The organism is Streptomyces sp. NPDC029138, assembly GCF_055564375.1.
This window is the reverse complement of the sequence record NZ_JBVHWM010000067.1, coordinates 25,474-42,257: the sequence shown is the minus strand read 5'-3', so window position 1 is coordinate 42,257 and position 16,784 is coordinate 25,474. Positions and strand designations below refer to the sequence as shown.

General features: G+C 68.8%; 15 protein-coding genes and 4 pseudogenes. 10 read left to right on the top strand and 9 right to left on the bottom strand.

The window, feature by feature from the left end:
- Positions 1 to 331 precede the first annotated feature (331 nt).
- Both ACZ4WH_RS35635 and ACZ4WH_RS35630 read left to right on the top strand, forming a co-directional pair.
- A complete protein-coding gene (locus ACZ4WH_RS35635) occupies positions 332 to 1,342 on the top strand; it encodes a helix-turn-helix domain-containing protein (protein ID WP_468188639.1) in 1,011 nt (336 codons plus the stop codon).
- 85 nt (positions 1,343 to 1,427) lie between these two features.
- Positions 1,428 to 2,024 (top strand): transposase, encoded by a 597-nt coding sequence (locus tag ACZ4WH_RS35630; protein ID WP_468188637.1) that lies wholly within the window; start codon positions 1,428 to 1,430, stop codon positions 2,022 to 2,024.
- Positions 2,025 to 2,048: 24 nt separating this feature from the next.
- Here ACZ4WH_RS35630 and ACZ4WH_RS35625 read toward each other — a convergent pair whose 3' ends face one another.
- A complete protein-coding gene (locus ACZ4WH_RS35625) occupies positions 2,049 to 2,630 on the bottom strand; it encodes a hypothetical protein (RefSeq protein ID WP_468188636.1) in 582 nt (193 codons plus the stop codon).
- A gap of 425 nt (positions 2,631 to 3,055) precedes the next feature.
- Here ACZ4WH_RS35625 and ACZ4WH_RS35620 point away from each other — a divergent pair.
- Both ACZ4WH_RS35620 and ACZ4WH_RS35615 read left to right on the top strand, forming a co-directional pair.
- Positions 3,056 to 3,759: pseudogene (locus ACZ4WH_RS35620) on the top strand (IS5 family transposase); the annotation flags it as partial.
- A 46-nt stretch (positions 3,760 to 3,805) separates the two neighbouring features.
- On the top strand, positions 3,806 to 4,399 hold the full coding sequence (locus tag ACZ4WH_RS35615) for a chloramphenicol phosphotransferase CPT family protein (protein ID WP_468188634.1): 594 nt from the start codon (positions 3,806 to 3,808) through the stop codon (positions 4,397 to 4,399).
- A 19-nt stretch (positions 4,400 to 4,418) separates the two neighbouring features.
- Here the strand turns inward: ACZ4WH_RS35615 and ACZ4WH_RS35610 are convergent.
- A pseudogene (locus ACZ4WH_RS35610) lies at positions 4,419 to 4,694 on the bottom strand (hypothetical protein); the annotation flags it as partial.
- 583 nt (positions 4,695 to 5,277) lie between these two features.
- Here ACZ4WH_RS35610 and ACZ4WH_RS35605 point away from each other — a divergent pair.
- Both ACZ4WH_RS35605 and ACZ4WH_RS35600 read left to right on the top strand, forming a co-directional pair.
- Positions 5,278 to 5,826 carry a GNAT family N-acetyltransferase gene (locus ACZ4WH_RS35605; RefSeq protein ID WP_468188632.1) on the top strand — a complete coding sequence of 183 codons (549 nt, stop codon included), beginning with the start codon at positions 5,278 to 5,280 and terminating at the stop codon, positions 5,824 to 5,826.
- A gap of 33 nt (positions 5,827 to 5,859) precedes the next feature.
- Complete coding sequence (locus tag ACZ4WH_RS35600) at positions 5,860 to 6,204, top strand: LysE family transporter (RefSeq protein ID WP_468188630.1); 345 nt, start codon at positions 5,860 to 5,862, stop codon at positions 6,202 to 6,204.
- 357 nt (positions 6,205 to 6,561) lie between these two features.
- Here the strand turns inward: ACZ4WH_RS35600 and ACZ4WH_RS35595 are convergent.
- A protein-coding gene (locus ACZ4WH_RS35595) for an IS630 family transposase (protein ID WP_468188629.1) occupies positions 6,562 to 7,634 on the bottom strand; the annotation gives its coding sequence in 2 pieces (ribosomal slippage) (positions 6,562 to 7,185 and positions 7,188 to 7,634; 1,071 coding nt in all).
- 231 nt (positions 7,635 to 7,865) lie between these two features.
- On the bottom strand, positions 7,866 to 8,666 hold the full coding sequence (locus ACZ4WH_RS35590) for an SDR family NAD(P)-dependent oxidoreductase (protein WP_468188627.1): 801 nt from the start codon (positions 8,664 to 8,666) through the stop codon (positions 7,866 to 7,868).
- Between the two features lie 73 nt (positions 8,667 to 8,739).
- Between ACZ4WH_RS35590 and ACZ4WH_RS35585 the strand changes: the two genes are divergently transcribed.
- A complete protein-coding gene (locus ACZ4WH_RS35585) occupies positions 8,740 to 9,330 on the top strand; it encodes a TetR/AcrR family transcriptional regulator (RefSeq protein WP_468188625.1) in 591 nt (196 codons plus the stop codon).
- A 28-nt stretch (positions 9,331 to 9,358) separates the two neighbouring features.
- Here the strand turns inward: ACZ4WH_RS35585 and ACZ4WH_RS35580 are convergent, their stop codons facing one another.
- Together ACZ4WH_RS35580 and ACZ4WH_RS35575 are read right to left on the bottom strand one after the other, a co-directional pair.
- Positions 9,359 to 9,487, bottom strand: a complete 129-nt coding sequence (locus ACZ4WH_RS35580) for a hypothetical protein (RefSeq protein ID WP_468188623.1) — start codon at positions 9,485 to 9,487, stop codon at positions 9,359 to 9,361.
- Positions 9,475 to 9,773: pseudogene (locus ACZ4WH_RS35575) on the bottom strand (MmyB family transcriptional regulator). Before ACZ4WH_RS35575 ends, ACZ4WH_RS35580 begins: the two are co-directional and overlap by 13 nt.
- Positions 9,774 to 11,299: 1,526 nt before the next feature.
- On the opposite strand from ACZ4WH_RS35575, the gene ACZ4WH_RS35570 reads away from it, so the two are divergent.
- Complete coding sequence (locus ACZ4WH_RS35570) at positions 11,300 to 11,629, top strand: MazG-like family protein (RefSeq protein ID WP_468188621.1); 330 nt, start codon at positions 11,300 to 11,302, stop codon at positions 11,627 to 11,629.
- Positions 11,630 to 12,333: 704 nt separating this feature from the next.
- Entirely contained in the window at positions 12,334 to 12,894 is a 561-nt protein-coding gene (locus ACZ4WH_RS35565; RefSeq protein ID WP_468188619.1) for a nitroreductase family protein, read from the top strand.
- Positions 12,895 to 12,910: 16 nt separating this feature from the next.
- Here ACZ4WH_RS35565 and ACZ4WH_RS35560 read toward each other — a convergent pair.
- Positions 12,911 to 13,111, bottom strand: a pseudogene (locus tag ACZ4WH_RS35560) (IS5 family transposase); the annotation flags it as partial.
- A gap of 194 nt (positions 13,112 to 13,305) precedes the next feature.
- A complete protein-coding gene (locus ACZ4WH_RS35555; protein WP_468188617.1) occupies positions 13,306 to 14,463 on the bottom strand; it encodes a Dyp-type peroxidase in 1,158 nt (385 codons plus the stop codon).
- 87 nt (positions 14,464 to 14,550) lie between these two features.
- Here ACZ4WH_RS35555 and ACZ4WH_RS35550 point away from each other — a divergent pair, with 87 nt between their 5' ends.
- Positions 14,551 to 15,888: a right-handed parallel beta-helix repeat-containing protein gene (locus tag ACZ4WH_RS35550; RefSeq protein WP_468188615.1), complete on the top strand. Its 1,338-nt coding sequence runs from the start codon at positions 14,551 to 14,553 to the stop codon at positions 15,886 to 15,888.
- 7 nt (positions 15,889 to 15,895) lie between these two features.
- Here the strand turns inward: ACZ4WH_RS35550 and ACZ4WH_RS35545 are convergent, their stop codons facing one another.
- On the bottom strand, positions 15,896 to 16,576 hold the full coding sequence (locus tag ACZ4WH_RS35545) for a hypothetical protein (protein ID WP_468188613.1): 681 nt from the start codon (positions 16,574 to 16,576) through the stop codon (positions 15,896 to 15,898).
- Positions 16,577 to 16,784: the final 208 nt, after the last annotated feature.

The window sequence follows — 16,784 nt, the reverse complement described above, 5'->3', positions numbered from 1 at the left end:
CACCTTCGCCGCTCATGCACCACGCCGTGGCTCTTCGTGTCCGGGACCTGGTCGGCCGCCCTTGAGTCTGCCGAGAAGCCCGGGAGCGGTCACGAGCGTTGAGCGCACAGTTCCTTACAATCAGCGCACTCGGCCGAACCCGTCGACACCGGGCCATTTGTCCAGGTCCGAGCGTTCCTGTACTGATCCTTCCCGCCCCTTGCCCGCATAGGCGGCCACTGACCCGGGGTAACTCCCTTGGGGAGCATCGGCCCGGACGGTACCGAAGAGTGATCGCTCCGTCCGCGCGGGCCGCAGGCCGTTGTCCGCACGAAAGGAATCAGGAAGCACAGTGGAAAGCGCCGCGCCTGAATGGACTCGGACGGAACTGGATTCCGCCGGCCACCACAGCACACCCCGGTGGGAAGACGAGGCGATCAGTTGGTCGCCTTCCGGTCCGGATTCCAGGTGGTCCTCACAACACCACAGCGCCACGTCAACGGATGCCGAGGACGTCCACGTCTCGGTCGTGGACCTGTCCGCCTTACCACCTGATCCGCCCGGCCATGAGGAGAGCACACCGCACAGGAAGGAATGGCAGGTCATTCTGGTGTCCGACGGGCACGTCTCGCTGTGCCGCAAGCGCGCCTCCCTGCGCCTCGGCCCCGGCGACCTGACGCTCTGGTGGGGGGCCGAGCCACTGGAGGCCGTCGCGGTGGCACGCGAGGGAACCCCGAGGGCGACGGTGCTTCACCTGCCCCCGAGCCTGCTGCCCCTCCACCGCAGCCGGCTGCGGGAGCTGATGGCCCGACCGCTGTCCTCCACCAGCGGGGTGGCCGCCCTTCTCGCCTGCCACATGCGGGACCTGGTCGCGCATTCGGCCACTGTGCGGCTGGCGCAGTCGGCCTGGCTGAAGCAGGCAGCGGTCAGCCTGGTGGCGGCACTCCTGACCGGCGCGCCCGAGGAGCTCCGCAAGGAGAGCAGCCTGCGGCGAGACACGCTTCTGCGCATGGGCAAGACACACATTGAGCTCCACCTGGACGACCCGTCCCTCTCCCCGACCACGATCGCGGCGGCACTGCACATCTCGGTGCGCTACCTGCACTGCGTGTTCCAGCAGGACCCGATGACGGTCAACCGGTTCGTGCAGACCCGGCGCCTCGAGCGGTGTCGACGTGATCTGGCCGATCCCGCGAAGGAAGGGCTGAGCGTGGACGTCATCCGGACGCGCTGGGGCTTCCAGGACGCGACGGTGTTCAGCCGGGCGTTCAAGAAGGCATACGGCACCACTCCGGGCGAGTATCGCAGGCGGCTCCGCCGGAGGGGATGGTCTCCGAATCCGGCCCGGCCAAGCCTGCGCTGAGGGGCCGAGTCTGCGCGACCGGTACGCAGGAGCTCTCCCGACGAACTGCGGGACCCCGCCCGCAACGGGCCGTGGGGCCGGGTTCATGACCTGTTCCGCCGCTGGCAGCGGGATGACACCGGGGGTGTGGATCGTCACCCGACTCCAAGCCGAGGCGGGCGCGAAGGGCCTGATCACCCGGGACGTGAACGTCGACTCCACCGTCTGCCGCGCCCACCAGCATGCCGCCAGGGCGGCGAAAAAGGTGATCTGTAAAGGGAGCCGCCCGGCGGCACTGCCGTCGAGTCGGCCGATCACGGCCTCGGACGCTCCCGAGACGGGCTGTCGACCAAGAATCCACCTTGCCGTCGAGCAGGTGCGGAAGCCTCTGTCGGTGCTGATCACGGCTGGGCAGCGAGGCGATTCCCCGCAGTTCGAACCGGTCCTGGAGGCGATCCGGGTGCCCTGCCTCGGCCCTGGGCAGCCCCGCAGCCGGCCCGACCAGGTGCGGGCCGACAAGGCGTACGACTCCCGCCGCGACGGGCTTACCTGCCTAGACGCGGGATCAACGGCATGCCGTCGAGTGCGGGATCAATCACCTCAAGCGGCAACGGGCCTTCCCAAGCAGCCGCTAACGCGGAGAGAGGAAACGCTTGAGCAGTTCTTGTGCCATGACATGACCGTGGTCTTCGGCGACCTGTAAATCACCCGGTGCGCTGGAGACGGGCTACCACTGGCAGTGAACGTGGGTGCTGTGGCCCTTGTCGCCGGGGCCGAGGACCAGTGTGGCGCCGAGCTTGCGGCAGGCGGTCATGAGCCCGCGGTGATCGGCCCTCTTGCCCACGTGACGGCCGTTGATCCAGGTCACGTCGACGGCGCGGCCCGCGTAGTGCTTGGAGGTACGGCTGTGCTCTCCGCCGACGAGTTCGGAGATCTGGAACTTGTAGTGGTGCTGGGTGTTGAGCTTCAGGACACCGTTGAGCATCCGCGTGTCGAGCGCGACCCGTGCACCCTTCTTGTGGCCCCACGGGCTGGTCCTGGCCAGGCCCCCGTTGGAGACATCGACCAGATTCTGCCGCGGGAGGGACGCCTTGTCGGTACCGCCCACGTGCGCCTTGGCGTAGGTGATTCCCTTCGTGTTCAGGATGGAACGGGCCAGCCGAGCCGACTCGCTCGCCGGCTTCGCGGGGGTGTGGTGCCGGGCTGCTTTTCCCTGCTTCCCCGGGGAAGGCTCCACTGTGGCGGCCGGCCCGGCAGCAAGAGCGATGGCCGAGACCGTCACAGCGACGCAGACGGCGAGACGCTTCATCGGTGGGTCCTCATTCCTCTGTGGACGGCAGAACTGATCAAGAGGAAAGCAGGTGACCGGGCGATGTCCGGCAATCCAGCAGGATTCCCACCTGATCGAGGTACCTCCGCGTCAACACCGCGTCGCGCACAAGAGACCGCCACGAGTGAGCTGGGTCGCTCTTCAACGAGAAGGGCACGCAGGGCGGGGCGACTGCCACCGAATGCGTCTCTGCGTAGCTGGCCGGATATCACCCTGCGCTACATGAGCTTCCGCTGGAGGTTGCGCCGTGCAGACCCTCGCCGCATGAACTTCACGGTGGACAGCAACTCGCCGATGCGCGGGTGGGTAGGGAGGCACGTCACGCCGCAGTTCGGACCGGGGCCATCTGGATCCCGGTGTCTTGGCTGGCCAGAGGCGTGCAGCGGGTACCGGCAAGCGTCGTGGCACTCGCCGGCGTCATGTACGTCCTGCGGACCGGTGTCGCCTGGCTCGATGTCCCCGCGGAGGCCCTGGGCTGCTCCGGAGCGACGGCCTGGCGCCGGCTGCGGGACTGGACCGAGTCCGGAGTCTGGCCCCGCCTGCACGCCGTCCTGCTGGACGAGTTGGGCCGAGCCGGCCTGCGCGACCTCGACGACTGCGCCGTGGACGGCTCGCACATTCGGGCGCTCAAAGGGGAGACCATGTCGGCCCCTCGCCCCTCGACCGGGCACGTCCGGCTCCAAGCACCACCTGATCGTCGACCGCCACGGGACCCCACTCGCCGTGACGCTCACCAGCGGCAACCCGCACGATGTCACCCAGCTCATGCCCGCGCTGGACGCGGTCCCGCCGATCCGGGGTCTGCGCGGACGACCTCGCCGCAAGCCCCGCCGGGTGTATGCCGGCCGCGGATACGACTTCGGCAAGTACCGCCGCCTGCTAGGGAAGCTGGCATCAAGCCCATGATCGCCCGACGCCGCGTCGCCCACGGCTCCGGACTGGGCAAGGTCCGCTGGGTGGTCGAGCGCGCTTTCGCCTGGCTGCACCAGTTCAAGCGGCTCCGCATCCGCTACGAGCGACGCGCGGGTCTCCATCAGGGCCTGCTCGAACGGCCTGCGGCCTCACATGCCTCCGCCGCCCGCGGACTTCATCCGAAGCGATCAGTTAGATCCCTTGAACGCGGCGGTGGTGCAGCGTCGTGTGACCATGCGGGTATGACACCTGGTCGGATCATCTTCCTCAACGGCACGTCCAGCTCAGGGAAGTCGAGCGTCGCGCGGGAGCTTCTGGACATCCTGGACGACGGCGTCTTCTTCCACTTGGCAGTCGATGCCTTCAACGCGATGCGCAGCAAGCGGGAGCTCGACGCGGAGGAGCTCGACGCCGCGCTGAAGCGAACCCGGATGGGCTTCCACCGATCGATCGCAGCCATGGCCGAGGCTGGCAACGACATCGTGGTCGACCATGTGCTGAGCGAGTCGTGGCGGCTGCTTGACTGCCTGACGGTGCTGCAACCTGAGGACGTCCTTTTCGTCGGCGTTCACTGCCCGCTGGGTGAACTGGCACGTCGTGAGCAGGCCCGGGGCGACCGTCCCTCGGGCCTCGCGGCGCACCAATACGACCTGGTTCACCGTCACGGCGACTACGACCTGGAGTGCGACACCAGCAGGGTTAGCCCACGGGAATGCGCCCAGCAGATCAAGGAGTTCCTCCCGCACCGTCCCAGCCCCACCGCTTTCACCCGCCTGCGAAGGCGCTATCTGGCCGACGGCAAGCAGCCCTCGACGGCGCCCCGACTGCATCGATGAGCGAAGAGGGCCGCCGTCCCGGCTGTGCGTAGGCCTTGAGCCCCTCGAAGATCGCCTGCCCGTAATGCAGTGTCATATTGGCCGGGTCCATGGCGAAGGCCGCGTAGGGCACAATGCGCGCACTGTGCCAATCCCGGTCGGTGCTCCAGTCGATCGTCACCATGTGGTCGGTGAAGTGTCGGCCGAAGCCAGGGTCGTCCAGCATCGCGTCGCGCTCGGCGGGGGCCGCGGTGAGGGATGCGGATGGTGATCCAAGTGGACGCGGGTAGTCACAAGGCTGTCCTGGTGGTCGCACGGCTTGCTGATGCCGTTGTCGGAATGGGTCCTGCCGGCGTGGGTGTTTTCCGCACACCCAGGCGCGCAGAGATTGGCGCTGGGCCCGGAGCCAGCGCGGAGCCATACGTATCATCGCCCCGTTCCGGCGGGACGGTGAACCGGCGACGGTGTGACCGGCGTGCCGCCGCCGGACTCTCTGCCGGAGGGGAACCCGGCGGCACCGGGTCGCCGCCCTGAGGGAACAGCGCGCGAAGCGGAAACCGGGGTCGCCCACGTCGATCCTGCCGTACCAGCCACGGACCGAGTAGTAGCCAGTGCAGTGCGGGCTGCACGGCTCTTCGTGGTGACCCAGGAAGTTCCCGCCGTAGGCCCAGGATTCGGACCACTCGTTGACGTCGAACTGGCCCGGGCGGGGACGCTCCGCGGCGGTCAGTCTGCGCAGAATCCTGCCGACGGGCCGTATGCGCGTAGAGCGGGTACGTATGGATGAGGCGAGCGCGGTGCTAACACGGCAAGGCCCAGCCGCCGCAGCGGCTTGACAACGGCATTGGGAAGTTTCCGAACCGGCATGCCGACGCGACTGCATCTGGCAAGATCAGCTTGTGGCTCAACATGCGGTTGCCTTGTGCAAAATCGAGCTCGGAGACTGGCGCGCTGTCCACTCCTGGGCTTCCCTTGCTCAGGTCTGCCGTTTCCAAGCCTGGGGACCGAACACCGAAGAGGAGACCCGCGCGTTCCTGGCGACTGCGGTCGAGGCCTGGGCGCACTCACCTCAGCAGCGGTTCGCTTATGCAGCGCGCGTGGAGGGCTACGTAGTGGGCATGGGCGAGCTGCACGTTCGGAACCGAAGGCAACGGCAAGGCGAGATCACCTATGTCGTGCATCCTCGGGTCTGGGGACAGGGCGTCGGAACGGCGATAGGCGAGGAACTGCTTGCGCGAGGGTTCGATGATCTCCAGCTGCACCGTATCTATGCGACCTGTGACCCGCGGAATATCGGGTCGGCACGGGTTCTCGGCAAGCTTGGCCTGACGTGGGAGGGACGTCATCGTCACACCGCGCTGGTCCGGGACGGTTGGCGAGACTCCGAAATGTTCAGCATCCTCGAAGATGAGTGGCGCGAGAGGACGCTTCGGGTTGCCGACGAGTAGCTAAGGGTTGCCCCCTAAACGATCTTCGAGCCGATGTGGGCCGCTGGTTGCCCCAGTCGTGCTGGCCTCGAACTGCTCGGAGGAACTGGAGGTTTGGCACTCGCTCGCTGCGTAGGCTCGTTGAGAGGGGCTTCGGTCAGGGGCTGTGGTCTCACCCTGGTACCGCAGTTCCTGAACTCCAGCCGCCCCATTGCACCGCAGATCGTCGCGCTTGCGGTCGCGCACGTAGCAGTCGTGCTGGTGTGGCTGCTGATCTGGACTTCCGTGGTCGCCGTGGCGCGCACGGCAATCGAAAAACCTCGCTTTCGGCGTGGGATGAGTCGTCTGGCCGGAGCCGTGCTGGTCGCCTTTGGGGTTCAAACGGTAACGGCAAGCTGAGCCAACCGGAGATGCCGTGGACACTTGTCGCGGTTACATCGACACGACGCCATCAGCGTTCGACGAACTGCGGGATGTCCTGAATCTCCAAGCACTCCTGCTCAACGATCTCGGACGCCCCACCGAAGCCGAACCGGATCCGTGACTGGCTGAGCCACTGCCCCGACACTCACCGGCTCTGAACGGCCAGAAATTCGGAGGTTGTTGTGGAATGCCACGCATACCCCGCCCGCTCTACCGAGTACGGTTCCGCGAACAGCGTCTTGAGGTTGTTGGGTGGTACCTGATCCAGTTCCTGCTCAGCTCCGGGCAGTTCGTCAGGAAGTCATACTTCACGGCCCGACATTACTGAGGTTTTCAGCGTGGGGTCGGTGGGTTGATAGTCAGGCCGGTGGCGGTGAGGCAGCCGTCGATCAGGCGGGGCCGGAGTTGGATTCTGCGTAACTCGCGGCGGAGTTTGCAGTCGAGGTCGTCGGGTGTGTCGAAGGCGGTATCGGCCATCGTTCTGCGCACGAGTGACCAGACGGCCTCGACGGGATTCAAGTCGGGCGCATACGACGGAAGCCGGACGGTGGTGAGCCAGTCGTGCTCGGCCTCGTACCGTTTCAGCCCGGCGGCCAGGTGGGTGTTGAGATTGTCCCAGACCACCACGATCGGGCCGCCGAGCTGGATGTGTGCCCGCACCAGCAGATCCCGGTAGTCCTTCCAGGAGAAGCTCTTGCGTGCGCCCTTGAGCAGGAGATGGGTGCGGGGACGGTGGATGAGACGGCTCTTCTCGCCGGGTTTGTAGCAGCACAGTGCGGCGACCGAGGTCCGGCGGCGGGAGCGGCCGCGCACGCGGACGACGGGAGTGTGTCCGCGCCGGCCCCAGGTGCGGCCACGGGGCGGCGTCATCGAGAAGCCGGCTTCGTCCTCGAAGACAATCCATGCCTCGCAGGCCGCCGCGAGCCTTTTACCTGCGGCCACACCTCCTTCTTCCACAGCTCCACGGCATGCTCGTCACGCTCGAGTGCTCTGCGGGCAGGGGCCTGCCAGGACCAGCCGTGCCGTTTCAGCAGCCGCCACACCGTCGCCACCGACAGACTCACCCGCAGCCGCCTGCGGATCACCGTCTGAACCCGGACCAAGGTCCACCGGTGGTCATCGAAACCGTGAGCTGCCGGTCCCTTGCCGAGTTCCGCTTCCAACACGGCGAACTGGGCGTCGGTGACGGTCGGGGCGATCGCCGGACCCGCCGAGCGCAGGGCCTCCATGCCGCCCTCGCGCCAGGCACGGCGCCAGCGTTCCACCGACCGCACGCTCACCCGCAGGTCCTTCGCGATCACAGCAGTCTTCTCACCAGCCGCGAACCGCTGCCCGGCCTGAAGCCGGATCCCCTCACGAAACGCCCGCCGCTCAGCGGTCAGGCCCCCACCCTCCGGATACCTCACCCCACCGGCATACCGCAGGGATCATGAACCGTCACCACCCGACGACAACCCGAAAACCTCAGTAGTTGAGTCACCGGCATTGGGGCTGGGTCTCGTCACATTCCAGTCGTCCGCCCGAAGGTCGGGCCCTGCGGCGTCTGTCGCGTGCGATCGCATGGGGCCGGAGCACCCTCGACCGCTGGGGGGGGAGGCGATCGGTCATGCCGTTCTCTTCTCTCAAATGCGGTGGAGCTACGCGTGCATGGCGCGTCGTGCCGTCCAGCCCATCCCTCGGACGACCAGGCGTCGCGGCAGGAACCTCCCGGCGAGGGCGAGGTGGCGGCCGTTGGTGATGACCGATGGCGGTGCGGAACGCCGGTCGAGGGTGTCGAGGGCCGTCCGTACGACGTGGTCGACGGTGGCCCGTTTCGATCCGTAGTCGGCCGACTGGCTGCCGGCGGCGTCGTAGAACTCGGTCTGAACCGCACCGGGGCACACGGCCAGGACGCGCAGACGCGTGCCGCGGGTCTCCTCCCACAGCGATTCTGTGAAGCTGAGCACGAATGCCTTGCTGGCGCCGTAGACGCTCAGGTACGGGGTCGGCTGGAAGCCCAGGAGGCTCGCGACGTTGATCAGGATGCCGTTGTCGGCGGAGGTCAGTGGGTCGATGTAGGCGCGGCTGAGGTCGACGAGAGCGGCGACGTTCAGCGAGATCATGCTTTGCAGGCGCTCGGGGTCCTCGTTGCGGAAGGCGTCGTGGGTGCCGAAGCCCGCATTGTTGACCAGTCCGGTGGCGTGGATACCGCGGGATTCCAGCTCGGCGCGCAGGGTGCGGCCGGCGTCGGGCAGGCCGAGGTCGCGGGCGATGACGGTCACCGTGACGCCGTGAGTGCGGGTGAGTTCGTCGGCCAGGCTCTGCAGTCGGTCCGCCCGGCGGGCGACGAGCACGAGGTTGGCGCCGCGGCGGGCCATCTGCTGCGCGAACTCCGCCCCGAGGCCGGAGCTGGCGCCGGTGACGATGACGGTGTGCTTGCTGTAGTCGATCCTTCTCATGGCATACACCTTAGGCACAGTTTTGCACTCAGTGCAAAGGATGGCATCGAGTGAATGCTTGTACCATCGATGCATGGCTCAGAAACAGACGTCCATCCGTGAGCAGACCCGCTCCGTGGTCCGCTCACTGCTCGCCCGGACCGCGATCGAGCTGTTCGCCACCCACGGGTACGACAACACGACGCTGGACGAGGTCGCCGCCGCGGCAGGGGTCTCCCGGCGGACCCTGTTCAACTACTTCTCCAGCAAGGAAGACCTCGCGCTCGGCGGCCTGTCCGAACAGGGCGAGCTGATCGCCGAGCGGTTCGCGCAGCGCCCGGCCGACGAGGACTGCTGGGCCTCGCTGCGCGCGGCGTTCCAAGCGATCGAGGAGATCGAGACCACCCCCGAGCACCGGCTCGAGATAGTCACCCTGCTGTTCGGCAACGAGTCGCTGCGCGCCGGCCACGCCGAGAAGCAGGCTCGCTGGCAAGACCTGCTCGCACCACTGATCGAGCCGCGCTTGCCCGACTCCGACCATCGCCCGCTACAGGCGCGTGCGATCGCGGCCGCGGCGATCACCTGCCTGCAAGCAGCGAACGAGGAGTGGGCGCGCCTCGGCGGGCGGGCCGACCTGTTCGACCTCTACGACACGGCCGTGCAGGCCATCCGCCGGCCCGCCTGACGAATCTCGCGTCGGCGGGCCCTGGCCATCAGGGCAGGTCCCTGTCGCCGGTGGGTTCTGCTTCCCGGAGTCGGGTCGCTGCCCAGCTGGCGAGGAGCTTGAGCCGGTCCTCGGCGGGGGTGCCCGGCTCGGCCGTGTAGATGGTCAGGGAACGCACCCGCCGAAGCGAGATGGCAGGTCCAACGGCTGGTAGGCGAGTTCGAGAGGCCCGGCGTCAGGGTGCTGGAACTGTCTGACCCCACCGTGGTGGATGCGCACGTCGTGGGAGGCCGACGGGTGCGGAACTCGGCGCTCACCGTGGACAGCTCACCGACCAGTTCACGCAGCGCCTTGTCCTGCGGGTAGCGCCCAGCCTCGGCGCGCAGCAGAGCGACGATGGCGCCGAGGGCGCCGTCCCAGTCGGCGACGAGCCCGGTCAGCAGGCGACGTGCAGGCGGGGCCACACGCCGGCCTCTGTATCAGCGCGCACCCGCACAGCCTGCCTTGGGTGTCACGCCTTCTGCCAGATGGCTAGAAGAGGCGGGCGCGCATGTGCTGCGTGAGGTTCTCGAGGATCTCGCGCAGCCACCGGCTGCGGACGGCTGGTAGCCGGACCAGGGCGTGCTGGAACACTCCCGGGTCGGCCCGGAACAGGTGAGGGGGCGCGGCGCGGGCGGGTCGTCGCGGAGGACGCCGTCGGGCATGCCGCCCGCCGCGGGGACGGGCAGGTACGGCTCGGGGATGGCCAGCCACAGCCACACCCCGAACGGCAGCGGCACCAAGTAGGCCGAGGCGGCCGGGCCGGCCGGGGTCCAGACCTCCCCAGTCTGCGGATGGGCCGGCACGAGGAGGATGTCGGCGTCCGCGTCGGGGGTGCGCCGTCCCGGCCCCAAACGCCGACAGCAATAGCCGCCGCCCTTCTCCGAGTTCAGCACGGTGCCGCGGCTATCTCCCGGTGCGATGGCGATCGCGCCGGGTGCGCCTTCTGACAGGGCATAGACCGACGCATAAATGCCTCGATCCGCCGCTGCATCCGCATCGATCTCCTCCCACGTTCGCCACGGAGGCCCCAGGGCTCCGGCGTGAACCGGCAGGGCGACCTACGCCAGCGGGGTGGTCAGCCTGGCGCCGCACCTCGCACACACGAAAACGAACAAATGCCCTCCGCTGGGGAACACGGGCATCGTCGCAGCTGGGCCGCGGCCAGCCAACGGGTCTTTCGTCCGCTCAGGGCCGAATGTCGGCGTACATGTGAAAGTGCACAGTCGGGTACACCGCTGCGTGCCCGGCGGCGGGGAGCTCTCATGAGCGGAGCCGTCCCCGGCTGGGGAGCCGTCACCCGTCGAAGTGCCGCCAGGGGATGCCGAGCCGGTGAGCGGCTGCAGTGCGCTGCGGTGTTGGGCGCCGATCCAGACGTCGGCCTTTCCCTCGTCCCAGCTGGGTCCGACGCCGGCGATGAGGCCGAGGGCGACGAGAAAGTCCGTTGGCCCGTCGGCGGGCGACAGGAAGGGTCGAAGAGGCATGCGCTGTAGGCAGCTCTCGAGCGCCGGAAGGAGGTGCCTGGGAAGGCCGTCGCAACTGGCCTGATAGACGGCGGCGAGCGTGGCTTCCCACAAGGAGAACTTTAGGAGGAAGCGGCTCAGCGGTTCCTGCTCGGGCAGGGGGTGGCTCTCCTCGATCTATACGGTGCGGTCGGTGTCGGTGCGGCCCAGCTCCCAGGGGATCGACCAGGCCGAGCAGACCTGGCGCTCGACGCCGAAGACCAGGCGCTCCGCGCTGTTGTCCGGGCGTATCTCGTTGATCGGCTCGATGCGGTTGTGGCTGCCGAGGATGGCCGGACGCCGCGCTGCCAGGCGGTAGAAGTCGGCCAGTGCCCACGGGATGGTTTCATCATGGACCGGGCATGGCGGGAGACGTGGATCGTCCTCGCCGTCTTGGTCGCCGCTGAACCTGGCCGCGCCCGACCCACGACACGAGAGGACACCCGTACATGACCCCGGAGCAGTGGGAGACCATCGGCCGCCTGGTCGACTGGCTCGACAGGGAGAACGGCCGCGACGAGCACGAGCGGGCGCTGCGTCTGATCAAGCTCACGGAGGAGGTGGGCGAGGCCGGGCAGGCGTACGTCGGTCTGACCGGACAGAACCCCCGCAAGGGCGTAACCCACACGTCGGCCGATGTCGCAGACGAACTGTGCGACGTGATCGTCACCGCGGCCGTGGCGCTGCACAGCTTCAGCCCCGACCCTGCCGCCACGTTCGCCGCGAAGCTGGATGCGATCGCCGCCGGCACCTTCGGCCCCCCGTCCGCCACGCAGTGATCCCTTCGACGAGACCCCCGGCCGCCTGCTGCGACGAGGGGCGCGGCCGGGGACCCTTCTGCCTTTCGGGGCCGTCCACCTGATGCGCCACACCGCATCTGGCCTCACGCGCTACAGCGCACGTGAACAAGAAGAAACCAACACTGCCCCACTGCTCACGGCTGTCCCCGTATGGGACCGCATGGAGCTGCGCGTCCACCGCTCCGAGCCGGAGCGCCGACGCTCCGCAACGTCTCCGATCGGGGGCATTCCGGCGACGGCCTGCGCCCCGTCGGCACGCCCGTATGGTTACGCGCCGCAGCACCACCCCAGCTTGGCCATGCCTGGTTCAGGGTGGGAGGCCACCGTGCCGCCCGTACTCATCCGCTCCCGGTGTGTGGCTGCGGCGGCTTCTACGGGCTGAGTACTTGCCCTTCATCTCCCGGTGATGACTCGCGCAGTGCGTGGACTTGCGCCGCCCTGCCGCCCTACCGCCAATACATGCCGGCCGTCCACATCCATAGGCACAGCCACAGCAACAGCCACACCCACACCCACACCCACACCCACGACGGGTACGTCCCCCCTACGAGATCACGCGCTGGTGCATGGAGCAGGTAGCCGAGCATGTTGAGCCTTCCTTCTGGTAGACCGTCTGGCGTGGGCAGTACCTGCGCTCAACACCGGCCGGAATACGCACTGGCGGTCGCCGGTTGCCGCGGAACATGCACCATTCTCAGGAGCCGCCCAGCGGCATACACCCACTGCTTGCCGGGCGCTTCAGCCCCTACCGGTTCGATCCGTCGGCGGTTGTCGACGACCACGCCCTCGGGCTGCTGCTGGAAGCCGCGCGGTGGGCACCGTCGGCGGGGAACTCCCAGCCGTGGGGCTTCTTCATCGGCAGGCCGGGTGAGCCGGAGCACGACCGGGTGCTCCCCCATCTTGCGCCGAGCTCGGCCCGCTGGGCGACGGATGCGGGCCTGCTCGTCGTCACGCTGACGCGCCGACACGTCGATGACACGCAGTTGCTCTACTCCGAGTTCGCGGACCACGACCTCGGCCAGGCCGTCGCCCACATGACTTTTCAGGCCCAGGCCATGGGACTGGCCGCGCACCAGTTCCGGGCCTTCGACCTGGAAGGGCTCACCAAGGAGCTGGGCCCGAACCCGGGCTGGGTGATCGTCTCCATGGTCGCGGTGGGCAAGGCGGCCGGCGGACCTCCGGAGGGCCGAGAGCGGCGCAGCGTCGCGGACTTGTGCTCCGCTCCCTGGTCACCGGCGGAGTAACAGCCGAGGCGTGATCATTCCAGCGGGTGGCGATCCCGCGCCAGGCCTTGAGCTTGTTGATCAGAAGATCCTTCTTCTTCCGACGGCCGACCGGACCGCGGAGCCGCACCTTGGCCAGGACGGGGATGAACTGCGGACTGTCGGCGGCCTGGCCCGCGGTCAGGACGAACGCCGGCGACCGGCATCTGCGCTCGGCGGCCAGGTGGACCTTGCTGGTCTCCAACGACCGCACCGGGGGCCATCGCGGAGGACGTGGCCGTTTCTGGCGGACACTGCACGCACGTGCCTGACGGTGGAACGCGACCGTGGTCCCACCCGCACGGGAGAGCGCAGACGCAATCCGCAAGCGTCCCGATTCACTCGCGGATGGTCGTCGCCGCGTCGAGGCGCCCGCCCTCAAGCCGATCCTGATCAGCCGAACAGCTGGGAACCGAGCGGGCGTTGCCGGTCGAAGCCGGGAAGGATCAGGAATGTCGCGCTGGCGGTTGTGGTGGTGAAGGGCAGCAGTGCGTCGGAGGTGTCCATGTGCGTGAGGGTGGCGGTGAAGGTCCGCAGGTCGTTCTGGAAGCTGATGAAGAGCAGGCCGGGGGCGGGCTGGTCGGTGCTGTAGGAGCGGCGGAGCATGAGGCCGACCCCGACCACGGTGGCGTGCGCTCTGCGCACGTGGGCGTCCGCGGGGACGAGATAGCGTCCGTCTGGTGTCTTGGCTCCGAGTTGTGGGCCCGAGGCGGCCGTGCCGCCGGAGAGGGGGACGCCGCTGGCTCGGCGCCGCCCGAAGACCGCTTCCTGTTCGGCTACGGACAGGGCGGCGAACCGCGGCAGGTCGAGTTCCATACGCCGCAGTACGGCAAGGGTGCCGCCGGCGACCGCAGGGGGCCCCGCCAGCCACAGGTCGCGTTGTTGTTCGGCGGTCGTGTGCGGGCCCACGATGCCATCGATGAAACCGAGCGGGTTGCGTGGCGCGGTAAGGCCGTTGCCGACGGACACGTTCGTACCGCGGCGTCCGGCCTGCCGCCAGCGTTCGTGGATGCGGTCACCGGCGTGGTCCAGGAGCGCGGCGGCGACGACCGGCAGGAGCAGCGCGTCGCTGGCGCAGATCTGTATCAGCAGGTCACCGCCGCGTGCTTGCGGGGCGATCCGCTCGCGGGAGAATCGCGGGAGGTCGGCCGCGCCGGGCAGCGAGGCACCGGCCGTGCGCACCAGCCGGGGGCCCACGCCGACGGTCACGGTGAGGTCGCCCGGCGGCAGGCCCAGCAGCCGCGTGTCGGTCCCCGCTGTGAGCGCGCGGATGGCCTGGCCGAGTTCGGCCAGCAACGGGCCGGGAGCCGCGGTGGCGTCGAGGTCGGCCACCACGGCGAGCAGGTTGGGCTGGGCCGGCTGGGGAAGTGTGATGCCTGCCTGATGGCGGCCCGTCGCCGGAACCGGCTTTGGCGTGGGCCCTGGAGTAGGGGCGTGCCGGCCTGGCTGGACGGAGTCCGATGTACATCCGGCGGTCAGACCGCCGGCCATCATGGCGCCGGTGACATCGAGGAACGTGCGGCGTGACGGGTGGTGATCGGCTCGGCGCATGGGGTGCAGAGTGCCACACCCGAATGGTGCGTGCCGGTCAACCTCGCGATTCTGGCGTGGAATTGGGCGTCATGCCAGACTGGGATCATGCCTCGATTAGCTCTTCGCGTGTTGGCGGCGGTAGTGGGCACGCTGACACTGGTGGCAGGCTGCGGCGGCGATGGCGGATCAAGCAAGGGCCGGCGTCCGGCCGGCGCGCATGTGACGATCCGAGTACCTGCCGATGCCCCGACGATCTCGGATGCGGTGTCCTTGGCCAGGCCCGGTGACCTGGTGCTGGTCGCGCCGGGCGTGTACCACGAGTCGGTGAAGATCGACACGGAGCGCATCACCCTTCGCGGTCTGTCCCGGGACAAGGTCGTCATCGACGGGCGGTTGCAGCAGCCGAACGGCGTCGTCGTCTCGGCGCCCGGGGTGGCCGTGGAGAACCTGACCGTAAGGAACAACACGCAGAACGGGGTCCTGGTCACCGGTTCGGCGAAGGCGGCCGCCGGCCTGCCGGGGGGAAGCGGCGGCTACGACACCGGCGACGAGCCCGTCACCTTCCTGAAGTCGTTCCTGGTCTCCCACGTGACCGCGACCCGCAACGGCCTGTACGGCATCTACGCCTTCTCCGCCCAGAACGGTGTCATCGAGCACTCGTACGCGTCGGGCGGCGCCGACTCGGGGATCTATGTCGGCCAGTGCAAGCCCTGCAACATCGTGGTGCGGGACAACGTCGCCGAACTCAACGCGGTCGGTTACGAAGGCACCAACGCCAGCGAGGACATGTACGTGGTCGGCAACCGCCTGGTCGGCAACCGCGTCGGACTCACCACCAACTCCGACCACCAGGAGAAACTGCTCCCGCAGAAGGGCTCCGTCATCGCGGGCAATCTGATCGCCGCCAACCAGCAGACGGCCACCCCGGAGCAGGCCGACGGCGGGTGGGGCACCGGCGTCGGCATCGACGGCGGCAGCGACAACCGGTTCGTCCGCAACCGCATCGCCGACAACAGCAACGCCGGGCTGGTGATCACCGCGACCGCCGACATATCTCCGGTCGGCAACCAGATCGTGGACAACACGTTCACCGGCAACGGCGTCGACGTCGGCTGGACGTTCCCCACCGCCACGCGGGGACGGGGCAACTGCCTGCGGGGCAACGAACTGCGCACCACCGTGCCCACCCGGCTCGCGACGACTGCGGCCTGTCCGCTTCCGGCCCGGTCGTCCTCGCCGGCCGGCACGTGGGCGGCGCCGACGGCACCCGGTGGCATCCCGTTCACCGAGGTCGCGGCGCCTGCTCCGCAGCCGCAGTTCCCCGACGCCGCCACCGCGGGCGCCACCGCTGTTCCGCCCGTCCCGGCCCTGCCGAAGACGGAGGACGTCCGGCTGCCGTCGGCGTCCCTGCTCGCCGCGAACGCGCGGGTGCAGACATCCTGAACAGCGGTTACCGGGTCGGGATGGTTCCGGGTACCGGCTTGACCGGAACGTACTTGTGGGTGTCGAAATCGATGACCACCGGCTCCGGCTGCGAACCCACGCTGACGCGGACCCGGTACATGGTGCCGTCGGAGCCGATCCAGTAGCGCACGTTGCCCGCCGTACCGGAGCGGTCAGGGGAGGACGGCCCGGTCATGACGTCCACCCAGCGCCCGTCCACCTGCTCCCGCCCCCACCAGGCGGCGCCGTTCTGCGGCAGCAGTTCGGCGTTGTCCGGCCGGTCGCCGCCGAGACCGAGCGCGATGGACAGGGAGGTGTCCAGCGCGCTGCCGGACGACAGCAGCGGACGGTCGTACCATCCCGAACGGGGCGGCGACGCGGGTGCGTGCGCCGGGGCGTCCGTCATCGGGCGGACGTGCACCGAGGTGGGCGTCCACTGGATCAGCCCGTCGCTGGACTTGTCGCGCATGGTGCCGTGCACCACGCCGTAACCCACCTTGCGCCGATAGTCGACGGACCCGGTGACGGTCAGCCCGCCGGCAGTGCCCGGCACGGTGATCGTCACCGCGCGGCCCTGCGCCTGGTAGTTACGGAATCGCGTGATCGCGAGCCGGCTCGCCTCATCCGTCGTCAGCGAGCGCGGACCGCCGGCGCCGGAGCCGCCGGCGCCGAGCAGGAACGCTGCCACCGCGGCCACAGCGACGGCCGCGATGCCGATGACGGCCGCGTCCCGGCGCGACCGCGGCCATCGGCGCCGGCCAGCCGGACGACCCGGTGGGGCTTGCCGGATCCTCACGCTGCGCACGCGGTTCGACGCTGACACTCTCCGACTCATCCTTTCGATCACCAACCGTCCGGCCGCCGCGGGCTCGCGCCGGCACTCGGCAGTCCGGTGG